At 37.8% G+C, this 22,397-nt stretch carries 20 protein-coding genes; 8 read left to right on the top strand and 12 right to left on the bottom strand.

Annotation, left to right across the window (positions count from 1 at the left end):
• Positions 1–21: 21 nt before the first annotated feature.
• The 8 genes from NF867_RS09025 to NF867_RS08990 form a co-directional block, all read right to left on the bottom strand.
• Positions 22–1,047, bottom strand: coding sequence for an AI-2E family transporter (locus NF867_RS09025; protein WP_252587494.1), 1,026 nt, complete (start codon positions 1,045–1,047; stop codon positions 22–24).
• Between the two features lie 136 nt (positions 1,048–1,183).
• Positions 1,184–2,440: an OmpA family protein gene (locus tag NF867_RS09020; protein WP_252587493.1), complete on the bottom strand. Its 1,257-nt coding sequence runs from the start codon at positions 2,438–2,440 to the stop codon at positions 1,184–1,186.
• A 144-nt stretch (positions 2,441–2,584) separates the two neighbouring features.
• Complete coding sequence (locus NF867_RS09015; RefSeq protein ID WP_252587492.1) at positions 2,585–5,368, bottom strand: PAS domain S-box protein; 2,784 nt, start codon at positions 5,366–5,368, stop codon at positions 2,585–2,587.
• Positions 5,369–5,375: 7 nt separating this feature from the next.
• Entirely contained in the window at positions 5,376–6,809 is a 1,434-nt protein-coding gene (locus NF867_RS09010) for a sigma-54-dependent transcriptional regulator (protein WP_252587491.1), read from the bottom strand.
• Positions 6,810–7,196: 387 nt separating this feature from the next.
• Entirely contained in the window at positions 7,197–7,976 is a 780-nt protein-coding gene (locus tag NF867_RS09005; protein WP_252587490.1) for an AMP nucleosidase, read from the bottom strand.
• Positions 7,977–8,116: 140 nt separating this feature from the next.
• Positions 8,117–8,650: a hypothetical protein gene (locus tag NF867_RS09000; RefSeq protein ID WP_252587489.1), complete on the bottom strand. Its 534-nt coding sequence runs from the start codon at positions 8,648–8,650 to the stop codon at positions 8,117–8,119.
• 131 nt (positions 8,651–8,781) lie between these two features.
• The gene (locus NF867_RS08995; protein WP_252587488.1) at positions 8,782–9,561 is read right to left on the bottom strand and encodes an enoyl-CoA hydratase/isomerase family protein; all 780 of its coding nucleotides are present in this window, start codon (positions 9,559–9,561) and stop codon (positions 8,782–8,784) included.
• A 102-nt stretch (positions 9,562–9,663) separates the two neighbouring features.
• The gene (locus NF867_RS08990; protein WP_252587487.1) at positions 9,664–10,071 is read right to left on the bottom strand and encodes a cobalamin B12-binding domain-containing protein; all 408 of its coding nucleotides are present in this window, start codon (positions 10,069–10,071) and stop codon (positions 9,664–9,666) included.
• 153 nt (positions 10,072–10,224) lie between these two features.
• On the opposite strand from NF867_RS08990, the gene NF867_RS08985 reads away from it, so the two are divergent.
• From NF867_RS08985 to NF867_RS08970, 4 genes are all read left to right on the top strand, one after another.
• A complete protein-coding gene (locus tag NF867_RS08985; protein WP_252587486.1) occupies positions 10,225–10,737 on the top strand; it encodes a hypothetical protein in 513 nt (170 codons plus the stop codon).
• Positions 10,738–10,837: 100 nt separating this feature from the next.
• Positions 10,838–12,511, top strand: a complete 1,674-nt coding sequence (locus NF867_RS08980; protein WP_252587485.1) for a glutamine--tRNA ligase/YqeY domain fusion protein — start codon at positions 10,838–10,840, stop codon at positions 12,509–12,511.
• Positions 12,512–12,667: 156 nt separating this feature from the next.
• Positions 12,668–14,440, top strand: a complete 1,773-nt coding sequence (locus NF867_RS08975) for a PAS domain-containing sensor histidine kinase (RefSeq protein ID WP_252587484.1) — start codon at positions 12,668–12,670, stop codon at positions 14,438–14,440.
• 108 nt (positions 14,441–14,548) lie between these two features.
• Positions 14,549–14,983, top strand: a complete 435-nt coding sequence (locus NF867_RS08970; protein ID WP_252587483.1) for a hotdog fold thioesterase — start codon at positions 14,549–14,551, stop codon at positions 14,981–14,983.
• Positions 14,984–15,059: 76 nt separating this feature from the next.
• Here NF867_RS08970 and NF867_RS08965 read toward each other — a convergent pair whose 3' ends face one another.
• The gene (locus NF867_RS08965; RefSeq protein WP_252587482.1) at positions 15,060–15,428 is read right to left on the bottom strand and encodes a DUF6249 domain-containing protein; all 369 of its coding nucleotides are present in this window, start codon (positions 15,426–15,428) and stop codon (positions 15,060–15,062) included.
• Positions 15,429–15,709: 281 nt separating this feature from the next.
• On the opposite strand from NF867_RS08965, the gene NF867_RS08960 reads away from it, so the two are divergent.
• Genes NF867_RS08960 through NF867_RS08950 form a run of 3 tightly spaced genes read left to right on the top strand, consistent with a single transcriptional unit; the run spans position 15,710 to position 17,262 of the window.
• Positions 15,710–16,291 (top strand): RNA polymerase sigma factor, encoded by a 582-nt coding sequence (locus NF867_RS08960; RefSeq protein WP_252587481.1) that lies wholly within the window; start codon positions 15,710–15,712, stop codon positions 16,289–16,291.
• Positions 16,292–16,348: 57 nt separating this feature from the next.
• Positions 16,349–16,870 carry a hypothetical protein gene (locus NF867_RS08955; RefSeq protein WP_252587480.1) on the top strand — a complete coding sequence of 174 codons (522 nt, stop codon included), beginning with the start codon at positions 16,349–16,351 and terminating at the stop codon, positions 16,868–16,870.
• Entirely contained in the window at positions 16,867–17,262 is a 396-nt protein-coding gene (locus NF867_RS08950; RefSeq protein ID WP_252587479.1) for a hypothetical protein, read from the top strand. Before NF867_RS08955 ends, NF867_RS08950 begins: the two co-directional genes overlap by 4 nt.
• A 73-nt stretch (positions 17,263–17,335) precedes the next feature.
• Here NF867_RS08950 and NF867_RS08945 read toward each other — a convergent pair whose 3' ends face one another.
• The 3 genes from NF867_RS08945 to NF867_RS08935 all read right to left on the bottom strand — a co-directional run bounded on the left by NF867_RS08945 (position 17,336) and on the right by NF867_RS08935 (position 21,139).
• Positions 17,336–17,911 carry a DUF2911 domain-containing protein gene (locus NF867_RS08945; RefSeq protein ID WP_252587478.1) on the bottom strand — a complete coding sequence of 192 codons (576 nt, stop codon included), beginning with the start codon at positions 17,909–17,911 and terminating at the stop codon, positions 17,336–17,338.
• A 60-nt stretch (positions 17,912–17,971) separates the two neighbouring features.
• Complete coding sequence (locus NF867_RS08940) at positions 17,972–20,389, bottom strand: S9 family peptidase (RefSeq protein WP_252587477.1); 2,418 nt, start codon at positions 20,387–20,389, stop codon at positions 17,972–17,974.
• Positions 20,390–20,461: 72 nt separating this feature from the next.
• A complete protein-coding gene (locus tag NF867_RS08935; protein ID WP_252587476.1) occupies positions 20,462–21,139 on the bottom strand; it encodes a YiaD family glycine zipper/OmpA-like lipoprotein in 678 nt (225 codons plus the stop codon).
• 171 nt (positions 21,140–21,310) lie between these two features.
• Here NF867_RS08935 and NF867_RS08930 point away from each other — a divergent pair, with 171 nt between their 5' ends.
• Complete coding sequence (locus NF867_RS08930) at positions 21,311–22,393, top strand: sensor histidine kinase (protein WP_252587475.1); 1,083 nt, start codon at positions 21,311–21,313, stop codon at positions 22,391–22,393.
• Positions 22,394–22,397 lie beyond the last annotated feature (4 nt).

Below are 22,397 nucleotides of genomic sequence, written 5' to 3'. Positions count from 1 at the left end.
AAAACATTGTGATAAGCTTCCTTAATTTACTTCTTCTTCTTTTAGAATAGCTCGATTGGCTACATAAATATTTGTAAGAATAATAAACCCTGAAATAAGCAATGGCCCGTAAACCAATCCTAAAATACCAAAGATGGGTATGCCGATGATAACGCCTACAATAACGATTATGGGGTGTGTATCAGCAAATTTTTTAGAAATAAAGAATCGTAGTACATTATCGATATTCGTAATTAGTAAGAATCCCCAAAGCAATATTCCTACTCCTGAAAATGTATCTCCATTGGAAATTTGAATAATAGCCGCCGGAACAAAAATTAATGGGGCTCCCACTACCGGAAGAAATGATAAAAAGATAGTAATTATCCCCCAGAAAACCGCATCCTGAATGTGAAAAATTAAGAAGCCAATCATCAGCAAGCTTCCCTGAACCAAAGCAATAAAACCTTGCCCCAACACATTAGAATATGTCATATTTTTAATTTCTTGCCCGAAAATAATGCTATTGGCTTTAGACAAGGGAGAATATTTGATCAAAGCCCCTTCAAATGCACGATGGTCAGCAAACATAAAATAAAGCAGAAAATACATTATTGAAATTTCGAGTAGCACCTGACCAACACGACCTAGTACACTTGAAAAAATCTGGACTGCTACAGCTTGGGCTCTCACAAAAATATCTTGAACCAAATGAGGTTGTTTTAACTTTTGGGCTGCAAACTTATCAATATTGCCAAGCAACTCTTTTATATACGCAGTATTCTGGCTAAACTCCTGAATTTTGCCTACCACCATAGAAATGGTAAAAAAGAATGGCACTACAATTATAAAGAAGGAAAGAATAATGATTGCAATTGATGACAAACCGGATTTCCACCCCTTTTTCTCAATAAGGTATTTATTCAATGGCCGGAAAATAGTGTAGAATACTACCGCGCCCAAAACGGCTCCAATAATATCGAGCGACGCATAAAATAAAAAAGCTGCTAATGCCAGTAAAATAACCAGTATGATATTGTTCCGTTCTTTTAAAGTGAATATTGACATAAAAGGCATTTATATGATGTAAGATAAGGATTATTACAGCAAGTTTAAGTATCTGTAACAGCCACTGTTAAACAAAAAGGGAGTCCTGATAATCATCAGAACTCCCTTTTTAGTTAACTTTTATCGTTACCTGCGATTATTGAACTTTGAATTCAACGCGACGGTTTTTCTGACGACCTTCTTCAGTGTCGTTAGATGCTACCGGACGAGTTTCGCCGTAACCTTTAGTGGTGATATTACCTGATTTTACACCAGCTTTTACCAACGCTTTTTTCACTGAAGCAGCACGGCGTTTTGATAAATCCATGTTGTATTTCTCAGTACCTTCTTCTGAAGCGTGACCTTCTAACAACATTTTACCACCTGATGCTTTTAACTCGCTAGCCATGCTTTCAATTGCACCTGCTGACTCTGGACGTAATTTGTCTGAGTTGAAGTCGAACTGAATGGTGTTGCTTTGCTCAACTGGAGCTGCTACCGGTGCTGGAGTTGGGAATACAATCGTACGACCTGCTCCGTCTACCACGTTACCAGCTGGAGTGTTTGGCTCTTTATCAAAGATGTCCGATACACCATCACCGTCTGAATCTTTCTTCACGTTGGCAATCTCACCTTCGTTAGCTGCTACACGTGATTTCAATGCCTCCACTTCCTGACGTAATTGATTGTCTTTCAACTCATCATACATCAAAGCATATGGATTAGCCCAGTCCAGGTTTTTCTTCTCTTTGGCTCCTAGGGCAAAGTTTAAACCTGCGTAACCGTATGACCATTTGTCATTGCTTGGGCCATACCAGGTTCTGTCCAAGTTGTCAGCATCCAAAAAGTTCATGGTGTAACCTAAATCCAAACCAATGCCTTCTGACAATTTGAATTTCAAACCACCTCCAACAGGAATGAACTGCTCGGTACGGGTATCACCATCTGGTTTGTAACCGGTTAAACCGTAACCTCCTTGTAGATACAAGGCAACTTTGCTATCGCGTTTCCATAACAAGCTGGTTAAATCAACCTGACCTTGTAATGAAACTGCATAGTTAATGGTAGTTGAGAATGAATCAAAACCAGGGTAACCTTGTGCATTGGTGGACCCGTTATAGCTTCCAGCTACTTTACCACCTTGATAGTCTAATTTTAAACCAAAGGCATGGGTTAATTGTTTCTGAATGTAAACGCCGTAACCAAAGTTAGCGTCCCATTCGTTGTAGTCGTTATGGCCTCCTAAGAAAACAACAGGTGATGCTACACCGCCGTTTACTCCGATTTGCCAAGTTCTGAACTGTTTGGTCCCGCCAAACACTTTCGCGCCACCGTCTTGGGCAAACGCCGATAGACTGCTAAATGCTGCAACCAGCGACATAGCAGCTATCTTCTTAAAAGTAGATTTGTTCATTATTAAACTTTTTATTGTTGGGTCAAAGCTAAGGCAATTTAATTGCCATATTCATGGCAATGGTTAGCCATTTATTGGTTGTTTTGCACAACTATTTACTATTAAGCTGTATTACAGAAGATTATTAAGATTGTAACTTTTTCATCACACCCTCTGAAATTTAAGAATAAAACGTGTTCCAACCCCCAACTGACTTTCCACATCAATGCTACCGGCGTGAGTAAGGATTATATTTTGCGTGCTGGTTAAACCTAAACCACTTCCATTCTGTTTTTCGGTATAAAACGGTTCAAATAATTTACCAAGATTTTCAGGCCGTATACCAGTTCCATTGTCGGCAATCTCAACAATAGCCTTATCATCCTCGCAATGAGTTTTAATTTTTAATACTCCTCTTTGGGGTTGCATTGCCTCAATAGCATTAATGACAATATTCAGAATCGCTATTTTAATTTTATCATCATCAACAGAGATCTCGCAATCCGGCTCCATAAAATCTTTTTCAACTTTAATTTCATTAAGCTTAATCCTGTCGATGGCCAATTCCAATGTTTCCTCAACCAACGTATTAACCCGTTTCTTTTGAAGCTCCAGGTATTCAGCACGGGTGCTATTAAGCAATTGTGTTATAAGAACATTTATACGCTTACAGTTCCTTTGTATAATATCGAAATAGAAGTCATAGCTATCATCTGCATCATTTATCTCCAATTTCAACTGTTCAAGAGCCAGGTTTACATTAGTTAAAGGATTTCGTACCTCATGAGCAATTGTACGGGCTACTCTTTCTGTTGCATCTAATTTTTGAGAAACAAGACGCTCTTGCTCTGTGCGCTTCAACACGGTTATATCATGAATGATTCCCTGAAAGAAAATAGAACGCCCTTCATTATCGTATTGCGCGGAAGCAGTAATTAGTGCATATATCCGTTGACCTTTATGACTTAATAAGGTTTCCTCCTGATCAACCAGATTTCCCCGCTGAATTAATTGCTGTTGAAAATAGTCCCAATCATTCTTTAAGTAGAAAAATGATTTTAAGTTGGCGTGTTTTAATTCAGAAAGACTTATTCCGAATAAATTAACTGCCGACTGATTAATATCGATAATATCACCATCCCGATTAATAATAAAGATCACATCTTTCGATTGCTCAAACAAACTACGGTACTTATATTCGCTCTTTAAGATCTTAGCCTGATTATGTTTTCTTTCGGTGATATCCTGTATTACACTAAGTACCTGTGTAGTATTGCCGTGAAAATCTGTTCTAAATGCAACTCTGCGTGAAGACAACCAGCGCCACTCACCCGAAGGTCGTTTAAACCGATACTCGCTTTCTACTGTTTGACCTTCCGCTACTGCATATAATCGACCAGAATAATCATCGGCATTCAGCTGTATTTCTCCATTAATAATTGAATTTAAAAGAAGTCTGTCAACCTGAAATAATTCCTCTTCTGTAATACCTAAAATTTGTAATAGCTCCTTATTACAATATATCGGTTTTAGTTTCTCAATATCAATTACTAAGATTCCGGTTGGGGTATTGTTGGCTATTTTCTCGATAAAGTTTTTACTTTCCTTAAGTTCTATCTCGTTGGTTTTGATTTCAGAAATGTCATCAAATACAATAACAAGTCCATCCCGGTATTTAACCGCATTTATATAGAACCACTTATTGAGCCTTTTAGAAAAATGTTGCGTTTCAAAGAGCGTATCGTATTCAACAACTTTCACATATTCGTCAAACAATCCCGACTCTTTTACATACAAGAAAATCTCTGTTAATTTTTTATTTACCAGGCTTTCCTGAAAGGGGTAATTGTAAATCTTACGCAAAAGATACTCTGCAACTGGATTTGTTAAAATTGATCGGAAATCAATTATGCTCTTTTGTTCGTTACGAATTGTTTCAAAAGTTATAATTGCATAAGTAGAACTATTGAGTACACCACTAATAAGCTCTTCCGCTTTTTTTCGCTCTTCAGCCACTTGATGAAGATTTGTGATTACCACCTTTTCATTACGCAGGGTTTCGAGATAATTGAGCCCTAATCCACAGAATGGGATCACATACGTTACCATTTTCATGAAATGTGCGATCATGAAATGATTATCGAAAATTTGGGAGCTGAAAGCCATATGTAATTGCGTAAATATGGCAGGGAAAAGACTTAGGATTAATGTTAACGAAAATTTTGACGGATAGCGTTGATAAAACCTTGGAAACACAAATACCAGCGCAACAAAATACATCAACAGTGGTATTCCATCTGCAGGATGTGTATAGAACTTTCCGGTAATTGCAGATGTCGGCAAACGTTTTAAACTAAGCAATACATTGATAGTTAAAAACGTAAGTAACACAAAAATGATGCTTATGAAGGTAACAAAACGAACATTGGAGCGTTCATCACTTGTTTTGCCAACAGGTCGCATAATTAGGAACATCCCTGTGCCGATAATAAGGATAAAGGCATGATAACCACTGCTTAGCAACCAGGTAAAGGCAGAAATATCAACTAGTTCGGTTGTAATTGACAATAATTGAGTGGCAGAAAGTATATGGAACACATCGAACAAGCCTGCACAAAACAACGCTACACCTACTATAGGTGTAGTAATATCGCGTTTAATACTATAGTCGACGAAAGCGAGTATTATGGTAAGAAATGCAATGCCAATAGCAATACTCACCAGAATTATATGAACAAAACGACCCGCTAAGGCATAATAAATTACATTTTGCTGACTTTCATAATTCAATGAGTTTAATTTAGTAATGTCAATTACCCTGTCATGAACTCCGAAATCAAATCCAAAAAGGTTTAAAATGCTAGGCAACACACAAATAATAAGCGTTGACCATATAAACTGTGCGGGTAATTCATAATTACCAAAAATCCGGCTTATACTATTCTTCACTACAATACTAGTTAAGCTTCATGGCTTTCATTTTATTATAAAGAGTTTTTCGGTCAATATTTAGAATGGCAGCTGCTTTGGTTTTATTAAAATTCACCTCTCTCAAAACCTTCATAATGGTATCGAGTTCTGCTTCCTGGGCAGCCGATTTCAAATCGTTCCGGTTAAAAGCCATCGTTTTTACCTGTTCGGTAAGCTGCGTTTCTATTTGTTGATGCGTTAATGGTACATTTAACTCTAATAATTCCAGCGGTAATGACCGAGACTCTATTTCTTTGCCATCTTCGGTAAGTAAGGCCGCCCGGCGAACCACATTTTTCAATTCGCGAATATTGCCCGGCCATGAATAACGAGCGAAATAGCGAATAACCTCAGGCGAGAATCCTAGTATATGCTTATTAAGTTCGCTGCTGGTTTGCTTCAAAAAATGATCTGCAAATAACATTAAATCACCATGACGGCTTCTGAGCGGGGGAATATGGATGCTAAATTCATTAAATCGGTGATATAAATCTTCACGGAAACGACCCTTTTGGACAGCCTCCCATAAGTTTTCATTCGATGCAACCAAGATTCGCACATCCAGTTCAATCTCTTTATTTCCTCCAATTCGTTTTACTTTGCGTTCTTGGATCACGCGTAAAAGTGACACTTGGATATCATATGAAAGATTAGCTACTTCATCCAAAAAAAGTGTCCCTCCATTGGCCATCTCAAAATGTCCTATTTTTTGTCCCAAGGCTCCAGTAAATGAGCCTTTCTCATGTCCAAACAATTCACTTCCTGCCAATTCTTTTGACAATGAACCACAATCTAGTGGGATAAATGGTTTATCTTTCCGTGGGCTGTTCTGATGGATCATGTTAGCAACCGATTCTTTACCAGTACCGCTTTCTCCGAAAAGGATAACACTAAAATTAGTAGGGGCCACTAAGCTAATTTGACGAAAAAGTTCTTTTGCCGACTCGCAATCACCTAAAACATAGTTTTTTGTAATTAGTACTCCCTGTTGAATTTTTGATTGTTTTGACGGTCTTACTTCCTCCACATTAGGAGCTGTAACTACACTTTCGCGAACCTGTGCACTTTCAAGTGCTTTATTGATCGTATTTAATATTTCGTCAGGGTATAAAGGTTTCGATATATAATCATAAGCACCATTCTTAACCATCTCTACCGCTATTTTAACATCGGAATACCCAGTAATAATAATAACAATGGTTTGCGGATGGATTGCCAGAATTTTATCCAGCATCTCGCGTCCGTCAGTATCTTCTAATCTGTAATCACATAACACCAGGTCATATCGATTTGCATTTAGCAACTCCATTGCTTTTGCTCCACTGGTTGCAGTTTCAACGTTAAACCCGTGTTTGGTTAAAAAGCGGGTCAAGAGTAGGCCAATGTTTACTTCATCGTCAATGATCAGAATATTTTTCATGCTTATTCGATATTAAAATCTAAAAAATGATTACTTAACATGAACATGATTCTCGTATTAAAGTTGTGTATATTTTTCCACACTTTTACTTTATTTCGTAAAAATCTATGCACATGTTTCTATTTACCAGGTTTATATGATGTATAAATCATATGAACTTACAAAGGGTTTCATTAAGCAAGTGATAACCGAAACCTTTGCAAGGCTTAATTTAATTGATCACTTATAACTGCTGTGCAATCTGCTTGCGATCATATCAGCTGTTGGTCTACTACAAATAATGCAAAGGCTGAACCAAATGAAAATAATTAAACAAACTGCAATTATTATAAAAGCAAAAAGCCGGATGTTTATCGGCTTTTGTAAAAAAATAAGTTGAATTTATATTCAAACATCCTCGAAACGCAGATGTTTAATGGTATTGCCTTTATTTATTAATTGATATAATGAATCAATGCCTATTCGTAAATGTTGTTCCAGAAATTTTTCAGTTACTTTTTTATCACTTTCTGAAGTTTTCACCCCGCTTGCAATCATAGGCTGATCGGATACTAATAGCAAAGCTCCGGAAGGAATTCGATTATAAAATCCGGCCGTAAAAAGTGTTGCAGTTTCCATATCAATTGCCATGCATCTGATTTTACGCAGGTAATCCTTAAATTCTTCATCATGCTCCCAAACCCTTCGATTGGTTGTATAAACAGTACCAGTCCAATAATCGCGTTTATGCTCCCTAATGGTTGTTGAAACAGCCTTTTGAAGGGAGAACGCTGGTAACGCCGGCACTTCTTGAGGAAAATAATCATTTGAAGTTCCCTCACCTCTGATAGCCGCAATTGGAAGGATGAGGTCTCCCAGCTCATTTTTCCGTTTTAATCCCCCACATTTCCCTAAAAACAAGGAAGCTTTTGGCTGTATGGCCGATAATAGATCCATAATGATCGCTGCATTAGGGCTTCCCATTCCGAAGTTAATGATGGTAATATCACCAGATGTTGCATTTAACATTGGCTTATCCTGCCCTCTAAGTTCTACACCCTCCCATTCGGCAAATAAACGCACGTAATTATTGAAATTGGTTAACAAAATGTAATCGCCAAAATCCTTTAATTCGGTACCGGTGTAGCGTGGCAACCAATTGGCCACAATTTCTTCTTTACTCTTCATAAGTTTTTCTTTTGATTGATTTCCTCTTTTCGGTAAAACAACCATTGCCTTACCTGTCAATCTTATTATAGACTCTTGAAAACAAGGTACAAAAAAAGCCCACCTAAAAGGTGAGCTTTATCTCTTTTATTTGACTTTTCTTAGAAACCAAAAGCATAGGCAAAGCGCAAGCCGAAGAATGAAAGATCCCCACCGCTAACAAGGTGATCTTCAAAACGAGCCGAAACATCAATAAATTTATTGTCAGCAACCGGGAATGAATAACCTATACCAGGTGCAAAAACAAACGCAGTTGATGAACCATCTCCAGTATAAAAAGCTGCTCCAACCTCACCAATGCCATAAAAGTTACTTCCGAAATAATATTTACCACCTACTTTAACCGGAATAAAGCCTACGCTTGAGTAAGTACCACCCAATGGGGTTTCTTTTCCGTTGGAAAAGCTTGAATAACCCGCAGTTGCAGTTACTGATAGATTGGACTTAACAGGAAATTCCGCCTGCAACGAACCTCCTAACACTACTTTGTGGAAATCTGCTGAATTTCCGATTGGAAAACCAGATTCAAAAGCAATGTTTAACAATTTTTTACCAGCAGGAGCCTGGGCTTTTGCATTGTTTGATACTGAAATAGCGCTAACAAAAAGTATAGCTAATAAAAAGATACGTTTCATAATTAGAATTTGTTTTGTATGTAATTGTTTTTCAAAAAAATATTAAAAAGATAGTAGAAAGCAGCTATTACTAAAAAAGTAGTAATTAGATAAAACGTTACGAAGTTAAAAACATTAACACAAAGCAATTATTATCTACCTGTAAAATTAGCTTTACGCTTTTCGAGAAATGCTTGGGTTCCTTCTTTAAAATCCTCAGTACCAAACAGCTTTCCGAACTCTTCAATTTCAACAGAATAACCGTTTTTATCTTTTGAATAAAACGAATTGACCGCTGTCAAGGCAGATTTCAAAGCCAGAGGAGCTTTATTCAACATTTTGCCAGCCAGCTCTTCGCATTTGGCAATAAGGGCATCATATGTGGTTACGTGGTTTACCAGTCCTAAGCTTTTAGCTTCGTCAGCGGTAATCATATCGGCGGTTAAAATAAGCTCTAAGGCTTTGGCTTTGCCTACCAATTGCGTTAAACGCTGGGTACCTCCATAACCAGGAATTAGTCCAAGAGTTACCTCTGGTAAACCAAGTTTAGCGTTATCACTCGCCACTCGAAGATGACAAGCCATTGCTAACTCCAAACCTCCACCTAAAGCAAACCCGTTAATGGCAGCAATAATTGGTTTCGGACAATTTTCAATTAGGTTAAACACATTCGAATGTCCATCTGACGCTAGTTGCTGACCTTCAACAATTGAAAAGCTAGAGAATTCCGAAATATCAGCTCCGGCAACAAAGGCCTTGGGACCGTCACCGGTAATTATGGCAACTCCAGCATTTTCATCAGTATAAAACTGCTTAACAACCATATTTAGCTCAGCTAGAGTGTCCTTATTTAAAGCATTGAGCTTAGCCGCACGATTAATGGTGATATATAAAATGCGGTCCTTTATTTCAGTTAATAAATTATTGTGCATAGTTATTTATTGATTTCATAGATTATTTATGATTAATCACACCGATTAGACGTTAATTTCATCGATTCTTTAGTGATTCTCTAAATACGAATCCCCTCATATTTAAAACGAACGATTTTCTTTAGTCCAAGAAGTGATATACTCAACAATCTCATTGGTATTGGTTCCGGGAGGAAATAAAACACCAACACCCATTTCATTCAGTTGTTTCATATCTTCTTCCGGAATAATACCGCCTCCGGTAAGCAATACATCGTCCAATTCCTTTTCCTTCATCAATTTCATGATCTTCGGAAAAACAGTCATGTGAGCACCCGATAAGATACTGATACCAATAGCATCCACATCTTCTTGCAAGGCTGTATTCACAATCATTTCGGGAGTTTGACGAAGGCCGGTATAAATTACTTCCATGCCTGCGTCTCTTAAGGAAGTAGCAATTATCTTGGCGCCACGGTCATGGCCATCAAGGCCACATTTGGCAACTAAAACGCGTATTGGTCTATTCATTAATTGGTCATCATAAGTGCTCTGCAGCGAATGCAACAGGCATTACAAATGTAATTTTTTTCAGAGATTTACTTTCCTTATAATTTAAAGGAAAAACATGTAGGTTTAAAACCAAATAAATTAAGTGGATTAACACGATTTCAACACCTATTTATGACTACACAAGGACAAAATGGCCAGCAATATTTGCGCACAAATACGATTATTTTTTACGCTTTAATGACAGGAATGACACTGTTTACAATTGTAGTGGCTCTTACAAGAAATTCGGAACAGCCCATTAATAACGAGAACTTATTGGTCTTCATTTCAATTTTGGCAGTGATTGTCCTTGCAGCCTTCTTCATTAGATTTCAATGGCTGCCAAACCGTCTATCTACAATTGCAGGTTATTCAACTCTAATTGAAAAGTTAACAAATTACAGTAAGACCCTAATTATTCAATGGGCTCCAATTGAAGCCTCATGCATGTTTTCAAGTGTTGCATATCTGATAACAGGAAGTATGCTTTTCATGGGATACAATATTGGCATTATAGCTTTATTTCTACTCATATTTCGCCCTTCAAAGGAAAGATTAATTCAGGATTTATACCTTGATAGCACTGAGATAGAACTATTAGACGACCCGAATGCTATTGTAGCCGAATTCAAAGGACGAAGATGATTTGACTCAGTTCGTCAACTAACCTGATTTTCTGTAGGATTTAGCCATAAATCATATAATACTCTACTATATTTGCATTTTTAAATACTGACGCATTTTTATGAGTGAAGAGAGATCGCTTAACTTTTTAGAAGAAATAATTGAAAAAGATTTAGCCGAAGGAACCCATGACGGGCGAGTGTTAACGCGTTTCCCGCCTGAACCTAACGGATATTTACATATTGGCCATGCCAAATCTATTTGCCTGAATTTTGGTTTGGCAAAAAAATACAATGGAAAAACCAATCTTCGTTTCGACGATACCAACCCAGTTACTGAGGATACTGAATACGTAGAAAGTATTAAGGAAGATGTAAAGTGGTTGGGCTTTAATTGGGCAGAGGAGCTGTACACTTCCGACTATTTTGATAAGTTGTACGAATTTGCTGTAACGCTTATTAAAAAGGGCTTGGCTTATGTAGATGACTCAACATCGGAAGAAATTGCTGCGCAGAAAGGCAACCCAACTGAACCGGGCACCCCAAGTCCTTACCGTTCAAGAAGCGTGGAAGAGAACCTACGTTTGTTTGAAGAAATGAAAGAGGGCAAGTACAGAGATGGTGAGAAGGTTTTAAGAGCTAAGATTGATCTTGCTTCGCCTAACATGCACATGCGCGATCCGATTATTTATCGTATCAAACATGCGCACCATCATCGTACAGGAGACAAATGGTGCATTTACCCAATGTATGACTTTGCCCATGGACAGAGCGATTCGATTGAAGAAATCACTCACTCAATCTGTACTCTGGAGTTTATTCCTCATCGTCCGTTATACAATTGGTGTATTGAAAATTTAGAAATTTTCCCTTCTAAACAATACGAGTTTGCGCGTTTGAACATGAACTACACGGTTATGAGCAAGCGTAAGCTTTTACAATTAGTGAACGAGAACTACGTAAATGGCTGGGATGATGCTCGCATGCCTACTATCAGTGGATTACGCCGTCGTGGTTACACACCTGCATCCATCCGCGAGTTCTGCGAGCGTATAGGTATTCAAAAACGCGAAAACATTATTGATGTAAGCTTATTGGAATTCTGTATTCGCGAAGATTTGAATAAAACCTCATGGAGAAGAATGGCTGTACTTGACCCGATAAAAATGGTCATCACCAATTATCCTGAAGGTCAGGTTGAAATGCTTGAGGGTGAAAACAATCCGGAAGTTGAAGGTGGAGACGGGTCACGCTTGTTACCATTCAGTAAGGAGCTTTGGATAGAACGTGAAGACTTTATGGAAAACCCTCCTAAGAAGTTCTTCCGCTTAGGACCAGGCCTATCAACACGATTAAAACACGCCTACATTGTTACCTGCAATGATTTTGTGAAAGATGAGAGCGGCAACGTAACTGAAATACATTGTACGTATGCCCCTAACTCAAAATCAGGGAATGATACCAGTGGCATTATGGTAAAAGGAACTATTCATTGGGTGAGCGTACCTCATGCAAAAACTGCAGAAGTTCGTTTATACGAGCGCTTGTTCAAGGTAGAAAACCCTGCGAGCGAAGAGGGCGATTTTAAAGAATATGTAAATCCAGATAGCTTACAGGTAATAAGCCAAGCGTTTATTGAGCCCGCATTAGCAGATGACTTTAACCCTGAACATCGTTTTCAGTTTATTCGTAAAGGTTATTTCGTAATGGACAAGGACTCAACGCCTGAACATTTGGTATTTAACCGAACGGTTACTCTTAAAGATTCATGGGCTAAAGAGGTAAAAAAAGGATAATCTTGTTTTAGTATTAAGAAACGCCCCTGCAAAAATGCAGGGGCGTTTCTATTTGAAGACATGTCCCGTCCAGAAACACTCCATTATCCTAAAAAATATCAAAAACCTTTTTAAATTAGTATTAATCCCTATTTTAAGTTAGTTTTTAAAAGGATTATGACTAAACGGTTACTGCCCTTTATTGCTCTTTTTTTTATACTAGCGGGAACTTTAGTACTACTTAATTTTCTTGGTCTGCAAGCTTTGGCCGCAGTAAGAGCTTATGTAAATGGGGAAAGTCAGTATTCGAAAGCTCAAAAAGAAGCCGTTTATAACCTAAGTCTTTATATTTCCACCCGAAACGAGCTGTATTTTCAGAAATTCCAACGAAATATTGAAATTCCTTTAGGAGGGCAAAGAGCCCGTAATGAACTTCAAAAGAGTAATCCTAATATAAAAGTTGTGCGATTAACTTTGACTGAAGGAGGAACTCATCCGGACGATGTCAGAAATATGATTATGCTATTTAAGTATGGCAAGAATACCAGTTTGATGAGAAAGCCAATTGCCTTATGGTCTGAAGGAGACATCTATATCAATAAACTGCACTCTCTGGCTTTCAATATTCATAATGCAATTATCAACAAGCAGTTATCAAATGAACAAGTCAAAACTGCTGAGAGAGCTATTTATTTGATTAATGAAAAACTCACAGTTCTTGAGGATCAGTTTGCAGTTGAGCTGAATAAAGCAGGAAGATCACTAAAAAGCCAAATAATATTTACTACTATAGTGATAAGCTTTTTACTCTCTGTTATCTGCATCGGGCTAACTGCAATTTTTATTAACCAGCTAAAAGAATCGGGAGAAAAGTATAGTCAGTTGTTCAGGGAATCACTCGACATGGTTTTTATTACTTCTGTCGGGGGCGAAATTATCGATATAAATCAGGCGGGGTTAGAGCTATTGGAGGTTAACTCAAAAGAAGAAATTAATCTTAACCGAAGCATATTGCCTTTTTATGGCGACAGCGAAAACAGAATGAGAATAAGAGCGGAGGTGGATAAAAGCGGGTTTGTTAAAGACTATCCGCTAACAATGGTTTCAGCCAAGGGAAAGATACTCAACCTGTTGATTTCGGGAACAGCCATCAAAAACCGTCAAGACGAGATTATAGGTTATCGAGGCATTGGTCGGGATGTCACCCATAAATTATTCTCCGAAGAACAGCTTATCCGTAAAAATGTAGAGCTCGAGAAAATAAACACTGAACTTGATCGCTTGGTATATACTACCTCCCATGATCTTCGTTCTCCTTTAAGCTCAGTGCTCGGCCTTATTAATCTGGCAAAGAACGAACCCTTAGAAAAAGAGCGCAGTAATTACTTCGGATTAATGGAAAAAACCATTAAAAAACTCGATAAACTCGTTATCGATATAATGAATTATTCAAGAAATAGCCGTTTAGAGCTTTTAGTTGAAGAGGTTTGGTTCGACCGTTTAACGGAAGAAAGTATTGAGAGTTTTAAATTTATTAAGAACGTTAGCAAAATAAAGTTCTCCAGAGTTATTCAACAGGAAGTGCCATTTTATTCTGATAAGAATAGGATCACCACTATCCTGAATAACCTGATCTATAATGCGATTAAGTTTCACGAGTACCGTAAAAAAGAACCTTTTATCTATATTGAAGTAACTGTTAAGAATAGTTTAGCCGTCATTAGGGTAAAGGATAACGGAAAAGGAATTGAAGAAAAACATCAAACCAAGGTATTTGACATGTTTTACAAAGGAACCCAGGTGGCGTCAGGTTCGGGCTTGGGACTTTATATTGTGAAAGAAATGACTACAAAGCTCAAAGGAAAAATCAGCATGTATTCTTTCCATGGAACAGGAACCGAATTTGTTATTCAACTTCCAGAATTAAGCGAAGAATCAACCAAAGGATAAAGCCAAGGTCCTGACCTCTTTTTTTGCTCAACATATCTTCTTAATAAAAACTATCGTTTTAATAACCACTTAAAGCTTATTTTAGAAATCAACTATTAAACCTCCATTATGATCTGGAAAAATGAACTCACAGCCGAGCAAATAAACCATCGCTACGGACATACTAAACACATAGGTTCCTTACTTGATATAAGATTTACAGAAATAGGTGATGATTTTATTAAGGCAACAATGCCAGTCGATGAACGCACTCATCAACCCTATGGTTTATTGCATGGAGGAGCATCGGTAGTGTTGGCCGAAACTTTAGGCAGTGTAGCCTCAGCATTATGTGTTGATCCGACAAAATATGATTGTGTAGGCCTGGAAGTTAATGCGAACCATTTGCGTGCGGTTAGATCTGGATTAGTAACAGGCGTTTGCTCACCCATCAAACTGGGAGCAACGGTGCACGTTTGGGAAATAAAAATTTATAATGAACAGGGTAAAATGAATTGTTTAAGCCGTTTAACAGTAATGGTTGTACCTAAAGGAAAAGTTTAAGCAGTTATTTACTGAATCGATAACAAACAAAGGCCCGGCTAAGTTAGCCGGGCCTTTGTGCTTAAAATTTAAAGACCTAGTATACAGACTGCTTTTCAGTATGTTTTTCTTCGGCAGCCTCTTTTTTAGTTAAAGTATATGATCGTAAAAGACCAAGACCTCCACCGATGAAAATCAAACCAAAATAAACCGGAACCTGATTATCTTCATCCATATTTACAAATATGTATTGGGTAAAAATCATGGCGAGTAATAATCCACTTCCTACACCAACGAATAACAAGCCCCATTTTAAAGCTCCTGCCGGATTTGTTTTTTTGCGGTTTCCAGGATCTATACCGCGTTCGATCATTGCCATTCTTTCTTTATTCTCCAGATATCTTAAACCAAAGACCATTAAAAATGCACCTAGAGAGATCAAAATTGGAACTAATATGCCTTCCATAACTTTATATTTTAATTAATAGTTAAACACTTTTTTTAATTATCGAAATCATCTTTGCAAGCGATTTGAATACTATGACTACATAAACTAAACATAGGTTACACTTAAACTGAAAAAATTCGTAAAGGATTTTAATCACTTCGCTGTGTGCCCGGCTTATACAATTATACTGATAAGGTTATTGCATAATATATCGGCAATGGAGGTCTAAATAACCTATAATTAATGTAATTTAGCAATAGTATGTAACCAAAGAAGAACACTTGGCGTCATAACCTAAAATGATAAAGCATTTATCGGATATAGAGCTCATCGACCTGGCCTTAAACGGAAATCAGGGCGCATACGTTGACCTGTTGAACAGGCATCAACGTTATGTATTTACACTGGCTTTACGTTTTGTGAAAAGCAGGGAAGATGCAGAGGAAATTGCCCAGGATAGCTTTTTAAAAGCCTTTCGTTCTTTGGCAGCATTTCAGCGGACATCTAAATTTACTACCTGGCTGTACTCGATAGTTTATACAACGGCAATGAGTAAGCTAAGGAAGGGGAAATTAGATACAGCATCACTTGACGATGAGGAGCATCCAATAATTGTGCAAAATGCTTCGGACGATGATACCAGCAGTGCTATTGAGTTTAAGGTTCGTGGCGAATATCTGAAAAAAGCCATTGACAATCTGTTGCCCGATGATGCGACCATCATTACCTTGTTTTACCTGCATGAACAGTCGCTCGAAGAAATTGCCGCAGTGATAAACATGCCGGCCAACACAGTGAAGGTAAAGTTGCACAGGGCGCGTCAGCGATTAAGAGCACAGCTCGAGCTTTTATTAAAAGATGAAGTAAACGAATTATTATAATATGCTGCTTATCTTTGCGTTGCAGTAGATAAGGAGTTTAGAATAGAAAGGATGAATATGAACCGGATTACAGAAGAAAAACTTTGGGATTTAGCTGATGGCCTTATTAGTGAGCCCGAAGCCGGTGAATTGATACGCTCAATTTCATTAGACCCCAAGCTTAAACAAAAGTTTGAAGAAATAAAGGCTATCAAAATTTCGCTGGCCTCAATGGAGCTTGAAGTGCCATCATCTTCCTTTACTGCAAATGTTATGGCTAAATGGAGGGCTGAAATAGCCCCGCAGCAATCAGCATTGAAAACATTGGTGAACCGTAAAATCATTTATGGAGTAGCCGCAATATTTATTGTTTCAATAATCGGGTTATTATTTTTAGTGATCGGCAACGCCCCTGCCGAGCCTTCGGCTCAATACCTTGCTGCCAGCAATCAGGTGCAAAATGTTGTAAACTCGCAGGTTGATTCATTGATCAGCAACCGAAACTTATGGTTTGCCTTTTTAATTGTAGATGCGGTTTTATTACTGGTATTTGTTGACAAATTGCTTAGCCGCAATCTACAACACAAGAATGTCGCATGATTAAAGTAGTTCGGATATCTATTCTCTTTTGTTTAGGCTTATCGGTCTTACTTTCGGCATGTGTTAAGGAAGGTGAAGAAGACTATCGTTACAAATTAATTGCCCGAGCATGGATGGAATCCCGGATTGTTACGAACGGACAGTCAGCTATTGCCCCTGGTCGTCAACATGTATTCTATTCAAATTTAAAATACCGAAGAATTTGTGCAGTAAACGAAAACTGCATACCTGCTCCTGATGGTGACTGGAGTTTATTGACAGACAGCACTCTTCAAACAATATTTAACACCGAAATTAATATTTACATTATCAAAAAACTTGACAACGCTAATCTTTGGTTAGAATATAAATCGGGGAAAAACAAAATTCAGCTTCAACTTCAGGCAAGATAAATGAATGAACGTATTCAACATAAAAGGCCCTCAAATTAAATTGATGGCCTTTTATTATTGCATTGGTTAACCGTTAATTCTGAAACTTAATTGGAAGCTCTACATAACAATTATCCCAACCCATTACCATTTTAGCACCATTGCTGTTATCATCTTTAAACAGAATAGTAAACACTTCAATTGGAGCGGGAGGTGTTTTAACTGGCACCTCAACTCTTACCACATCTTTTGACTTATCATAAAAATAAGCACCCCATTTATCATTTACTGCATTAAGAATTACCGTCCATTTATCTTTATTCGGAATAGTAAACAATGAATATTCACCCGCAGCAATAATTTTATCGCCAATTTTTACATCCTTATAAAACTTAACCTCTGTTGATTCATTTGCCCCTGTTCTCCAAATGGTTCCATAATCTTGCAACTTCCCAAAAATCTCACGGCCATTTTTCTGCGGTCTGGAATAAATCACACGTGCTACCGGACTTTTAGTTACATCTCTTTCAAAAGCGGCGCGGACCGGGTAATAAACAATATCTGCAGGACTTTTATCGATTGGCACTACCTGAATACTGTCTTTAGTTTGAGCAAATGAGCTTGAGGCAAACGCCGCCAAAGCTATGATCGCAAGGCTAATTCTCTTCATTGTTGGGTCTATATTATTTTTATTCTATTACTTAAATGCACTTTCAACGTTTAAGAAGTACTAATGTTTTAGTTCTTCTTCAAATAATTTAAATATTCGTTTATACTCGTCTGTCCAGCTGCTTGCTTCAACAAATCCATGGTCTTCCATAGGATAAACTGCCAGTTCCCAGTCGTTTTTACCGAGTTCAATCAGGCGTTGGGAAAGACGAACAATATCCTGAAAATGGACATTTACATCAACCATCCCATGACACATTAACAACCGGCCTTTTAGCCCATTGGCAAAATACAAAGGAGAGCTTCGATGATAAGCGATACTGTCTTCTATTGGTGAGTTTAAAATATTGGCCGTGTAGCCATGATTATAATGAGCCCAATCAGTTACCGAACGCAATGCGGCTCCGGCTTTAAACACTTCGGGTTGGTTAAACATGGCCATCAGGGTTATAAAACCGCCATAAGATCCTCCGTAAATGCCTATTGCTTTAGCATTAACTCCGTACTTATCTGCCAATAATTTTGCTCCATCAACCTGATCATTTAAATCTGCGCCTCCCATATGGCGATAAATATTGGTTCGACAGTTACGGCCATATCCTGAACTTGCCTGGTAATCGATATCAAGTACCGTATACCCTTTATCAGCAAGCAGGTTGTGAAACATAAACTCCCTGAAATAGTTGCTCCACCAGTAGTGCGCATTTTGCAAATATCCGGCCCCATGTACAAAAATCACGGCTGGTTTGTTAGGATGAGGCTTTGTCGGACGATATAGCCTCGCATAAACTTCATTGCCCGAGCGATTTACAAAGGAGATAACTTCCGGCTCTCTCCACGAATATGATTTAAACTCATCAGAAACCGAATTGGTTATTTGTAGAACTGTTGCCCCAACCTTGTTTTCTTGCAGATATAATTCCCATGGTTTGTTGCTGTATGAATAGCGAATTGCCAACCATTTTTCATCGGGAGAAAGGGATACTTCATTTGCGCCTTTCATTGAGGTTAGCTTTTCCAATACCCCGCCTTTTACCCCTATCTTATAAAAATCTTTAGTTCCTGGATGCTCCTTATTAGCTGTTAGGTAAAAACTAGCTTTATCGGCCGATAGCTGAACATCCTGAACTTCCCAGTTGCCAGTCGTTATCTGCTGTTTTTTATTCGTAGATAAGTTATAGGTGTAAAGGTGAGAAAAGCCTAATGCCTCACTCTGAAAATAAACTAATGAATTATCTATCCATCCAATGTTCTCATTATAACCATCGATACCGGGGCCTCCAATCCAGGCCTCGTCCCGCTGACGATCTATTAATTTCAATTTTCCGTTGGAAGCATCTAAACTAAAAATCCAGCGATCTTTGTTATCGAGAGAATACGCTGTAACAATGACATTTTTACCATCTTCGCTCCAAATAGGTGTTTGAAAGTTAACGCTGCGCTCGGATTTATTCTTCTCCCTTATTTTTTTCTCAGAAGGATAATCTTTTAAATAATCAGGCAGATCATAAATCCCTGGAATCTGAAGTGTCGAAACCTGGTAAACAGAATCAAGAGATTTGTTGTAAATAAAAAACTCTTTGGATTCTTGTTCTCCACCAACCTTCGGGCGAGTTGGAATTTCTTCGGTATAACCTGATTCGGTAACATAAGTAGGAACCAAAGTATGCCTTTCATCTCCATCGCTGGTAAGATTAAATGTTATTATTTGTCCATCGGGACTGGCTTTAAGGTTATTAACCGTTCTGCCTTCAAGGTAAATTTCTTTTAAACGTTTGGGCTGATCTTGCTTTTTTGCCTTCAAACTTTCATCCTTAAACGCTTTTCGTTGTTTCAGTATCTCAAACTCTGAAAGCTGTTGATTTTTGAGCCATTGATCCTGTTCATTTAAACGAGCATCTTTTAATTTACTTCCTTTCTGAAAATTTGTTAGCTGAACTAATTCGCCAGTATTTATAGAAAGGCTGAACAAATTATCTCCTCTTCTGAAAACCACCTTATCATCCTTGCCAGAAAATGAAGCAAAAAACTCCTGATCAGTGGTATATGTCAGCTGGCGAGTTGTACCGGTTTTCAGATCCAGCAAAAAAATGTCACCATATTTCTCGTATAGTTTCAGCGTCTTGTTTTTATTGTATTCCCCTTGAGGTGCCAAACTGCGCCTTTGTGCTGAACCTACCTTTGTCACTTGCTTACCCTCAACCGAAACCGCGTATAACGAATCACTTTTATTTTTATCCGGATTCCAGCTGAAGTAGACGTTCTTACTATCCTCACCCCAGAAAACAGCAGATGGTGAAACGCCTATCCATTTAGGATCTCGCATTATCTTTTCAACACTTAATGAATCTAGCTTTTGAGCCGATGCAGCAAAGTGAAACAAGAGGACTGGAATGGCGAGGTATACTTTCTTCATACTATAGTTAGCAAATTGGTTTGCAAGATAATAAGTGCCATTGAGCATTTTTAACTTCAACATAATTAATACAAAAAGAAGAAGCCCGTTTGCATATATACAAACGGGCCTATAGTATTATAACCGAGGTACAGCTTATTTCTGTTTCTGTTTAGCTGCTTCTTGTTTTAACTTATCATTAGCAACAATGTAGAATTCAACCCTACGGTTTTGGGTACGTCCATCAACTGTATTGTTGTCAGCAATTGGAGTAGTTTCTCCCATACCCTGAGACATTAAACGGTTTGCTTGCACACCAATAGAAACTGCATAGTTCATTACGGCCTCAGCACGTTTTTGTGAAAGAGTCATATTATAATCATCTTTACCGGTGTTATCAGTATGGCCCTGAATCTGAACGTATGTATCAGGATATTTATTGATGATTTCTGAAAGCTGCTTTACCGCATTCTTCGAGGCGTCTTTCAAATCATACTTATTCACATCAAACAACACCTTCGAATCGAAAGTAACTCTTAACGCTTCACCGTTATTAATCTCTTCAACCTTTGCATTTGGAATAGTTTCCTGGATTTCCTTTTTCTGTTTATCCATATACTTACCAATATAAGCTCCACTAACACCACCTACAGCACCGCCAATTAATGCTCCAATAGCTGTGTTTCCAGCTGCATGTCCAATTAGTGCGCCTATAGCTGCTCCTGAACCAGCGCCTATAGCTGCTCCCTTTTGGGTTCCAGTCATATTTTTACAAGCGGGCATGATACTCGCAATAGTTAAAAGCGCTGCTAATAATAGTGCTTTAATTTTCATAAGATTTAATTTTAGCTTTATTTAATATACGAACATTTTTTTAGCTGATATCAGATCTCACAGCTAAACGTTGGAGGTTATCCGTCGGCAAAATTCAGCATTTTATCTTTCAATACTGACAGCTTATCGTAAAAAAAACATTTCAGAAAGGTTAAATTGTACATTCGTATTATGAGTCAACCAAATAGCGTACAAAAAAAACATGAGCACTCATTGCTTTATTACAACCTGAAGTATGGAAAAACCGGACTTGTGGTTGGAGTGGCCATCTGCTTGCTTAACTACTTACAGGATTTTAAACTTTCTGGCAAAAGCATCTTCATCTCTTTTCTTTTTTCAATTGTAATCACTCATACCATTACCAACCTTATCTATTTATCCAGATGTCTATTTAACCGAAAAAAAGAATACACTCCTAAAGAAATTGCGCTTGATCTTGCGTTAATGTTTGTCGGGATTTTTTTTGCGACAGAGTTTTGCTTTTTTATGATCTACCTGATCTATGGCAATTGGGTAAGTTTCGACAAGCAAATACCTTCCATTGCATTTAACTTGTTTCTTGGATTTTTAATTGGAGGTTTCAGGCAGTTAAATATGCTTCAGAAAGTAAATTATGAACTAAAGCTAAGAGACAGTGATTATCAGCTCGCAAAACTTCAAGAGTTAAAAACAAGAGCCGAGCTCGAAGCCCTTCAATCAAAAATAAACCCTCATTTTCTGTACAACTCTTTAAACTCCATTGCTTCACTTATTCACCAGGATGCTGATAAAGCTGAAGAAATGGTACTGAAACTTTCAAAGTTATTTCGATATGCGATAAATAGCTCCGACGAAAACTATACCTCACTGGCTTATGAAATTGACATCGTTAAAACATACCTAGATATTGAAAGTATTCGACTAGGAGATCGCTTGCAAACAACGTTTACAATTGACAACTCCTTAAATGAAGAAAAAATCCCGCGTTTCTTGCTTCAGCCATTGATTGAGAACTCTATCAAGCACGGCATTTCAAAGGTTGCTCAGCACGGAAAAATTGAAATTGGTGCCGAACGTACTAATGAAAACGAACTAAAACTTTGGGTAGCTGACAATGGCCCTGATTTTCCAACGGAACTTAATCCTGGCTATGGCTTACAAAGTACATTTGACAAATTGAAGCTACTCTACAATGACGAGTATAAATTGAATATTATGAAGACTCCGGAGAAGAGAATTCAGATTATTATTCCGAAATTCGTTTTCAAATCCTAAAAAC

Origin of the sequence: Solitalea agri, from assembly GCF_023914155.1 — a bacterium.
Classification (GTDB): domain Bacteria; phylum Bacteroidota; class Bacteroidia; order Sphingobacteriales; family Sphingobacteriaceae; genus Solitalea; species Solitalea agri.
Note: the sequence above shows the minus strand (reverse complement) of the source record. Positions and strands in the feature narration are given on the sequence as shown.

Coding starts and splice junctions, on each gene's coding strand:
- NF867_RS09025 (WP_252587494.1), bottom strand. CDS start 1,047: ATGTCAATATTCACTTTAAAAGAACGGAACAATATCATACTGGTTATT.
- NF867_RS09020 (WP_252587493.1), bottom strand. CDS start 2,440: ATGAACAAATCTACTTTTAAGAAGATAGCTGCTATGTCGCTGGTTGCA.
- NF867_RS09010 (WP_252587491.1), bottom strand. CDS start 6,809: ATGAAAAATATTCTGATCATTGACGATGAAGTAAACATTGGCCTACTC.
- NF867_RS09005 (WP_252587490.1), bottom strand. CDS start 7,976: ATGAAGAGTAAAGAAGAAATTGTGGCCAATTGGTTGCCACGCTACACC.
- NF867_RS09000 (WP_252587489.1), bottom strand. CDS start 8,650: ATGAAACGTATCTTTTTATTAGCTATACTTTTTGTTAGCGCTATTTCA.
- NF867_RS08995 (WP_252587488.1), bottom strand. CDS start 9,561: ATGCACAATAATTTATTAACTGAAATAAAGGACCGCATTTTATATATC.
- NF867_RS08990 (WP_252587487.1), bottom strand. CDS start 10,071: ATGAATAGACCAATACGCGTTTTAGTTGCCAAATGTGGCCTTGATGGC.
- NF867_RS08985 (WP_252587486.1), top strand. CDS start 10,225: ATGACTACACAAGGACAAAATGGCCAGCAATATTTGCGCACAAATACG.
- NF867_RS08980 (WP_252587485.1), top strand. CDS start 10,838: ATGAGTGAAGAGAGATCGCTTAACTTTTTAGAAGAAATAATTGAAAAA.
- NF867_RS08975 (WP_252587484.1), top strand. CDS start 12,668: ATGACTAAACGGTTACTGCCCTTTATTGCTCTTTTTTTTATACTAGCG.
- NF867_RS08970 (WP_252587483.1), top strand. CDS start 14,549: ATGATCTGGAAAAATGAACTCACAGCCGAGCAAATAAACCATCGCTAC.
- NF867_RS08965 (WP_252587482.1), bottom strand. CDS start 15,428: ATGGAAGGCATATTAGTTCCAATTTTGATCTCTCTAGGTGCATTTTTA.
- NF867_RS08960 (WP_252587481.1), top strand. CDS start 15,710: ATGATAAAGCATTTATCGGATATAGAGCTCATCGACCTGGCCTTAAAC.
- NF867_RS08955 (WP_252587480.1), top strand. CDS start 16,349: ATGAACCGGATTACAGAAGAAAAACTTTGGGATTTAGCTGATGGCCTT.
- NF867_RS08950 (WP_252587479.1), top strand. CDS start 16,867: ATGATTAAAGTAGTTCGGATATCTATTCTCTTTTGTTTAGGCTTATCG.
- NF867_RS08945 (WP_252587478.1), bottom strand. CDS start 17,911: ATGAAGAGAATTAGCCTTGCGATCATAGCTTTGGCGGCGTTTGCCTCA.
- NF867_RS08940 (WP_252587477.1), bottom strand. CDS start 20,389: ATGTTGAAGTTAAAAATGCTCAATGGCACTTATTATCTTGCAAACCAA.
- NF867_RS08935 (WP_252587476.1), bottom strand. CDS start 21,139: ATGAAAATTAAAGCACTATTATTAGCAGCGCTTTTAACTATTGCGAGT.
- NF867_RS08930 (WP_252587475.1), top strand. CDS start 21,311: ATGAGTCAACCAAATAGCGTACAAAAAAAACATGAGCACTCATTGCTT.